This window comes from Weissella kandleri (assembly GCF_001438705.1).
Taxonomy (GTDB): Bacteria; Bacillota; Bacilli; order Lactobacillales; family Lactobacillaceae; genus Weissella; species Weissella kandleri.
Genome location: NZ_JQBP01000008.1, coordinates 1 through 437 on the forward strand (window position 1 = coordinate 1; position 437 = coordinate 437).

Annotated in this window: 1 pseudogene; it reads right to left on the reverse strand. The window is 41.0% G+C overall.

Going from position 1 to position 437, the window contains the following annotated elements:
* A pseudogene (locus IV73_RS05975) lies at positions 1-437 on the reverse strand (glycoside hydrolase family 73 protein); the annotation flags it as partial.

The following is a 437-nucleotide window of genomic DNA, read 5'->3' on the forward strand; positions in this document are numbered from 1 at the left end:
GCCGTGTTCAAAACTTGAACCCGTTGACCAACTCTGAATTTAGCTTGGAAGGTCGTAATATGATCCGTTAAATCTTGTTCAGCCATATAATAACTATCTGTTGAGCCATCGTTCCAGACGATATAATATTCAAAATGGGAATAACTATAGTCTTTGCGGGTGACTTTGGCAATAGTTCCGACCTTGCCCCGCTTATTACCAATCCAATTCCCATTAGTTTCATAACTAGCCGTGTTTAAGACTTGGACGCGCTGACCCACATGGTATTTCGCATGATAATGGGTAATTTTATTCGTTAAGTCTTGCTCGGCCATATAGTAACTAGCCTGAGTCCCGTCATTCCAAACTACATAATACTCGAAGTGTGAGTTACTGTAATCTTTACGCGTGACTTTTTTAACGGTTCCAATCTTTCCCCGCTTATCACCGATCCAATT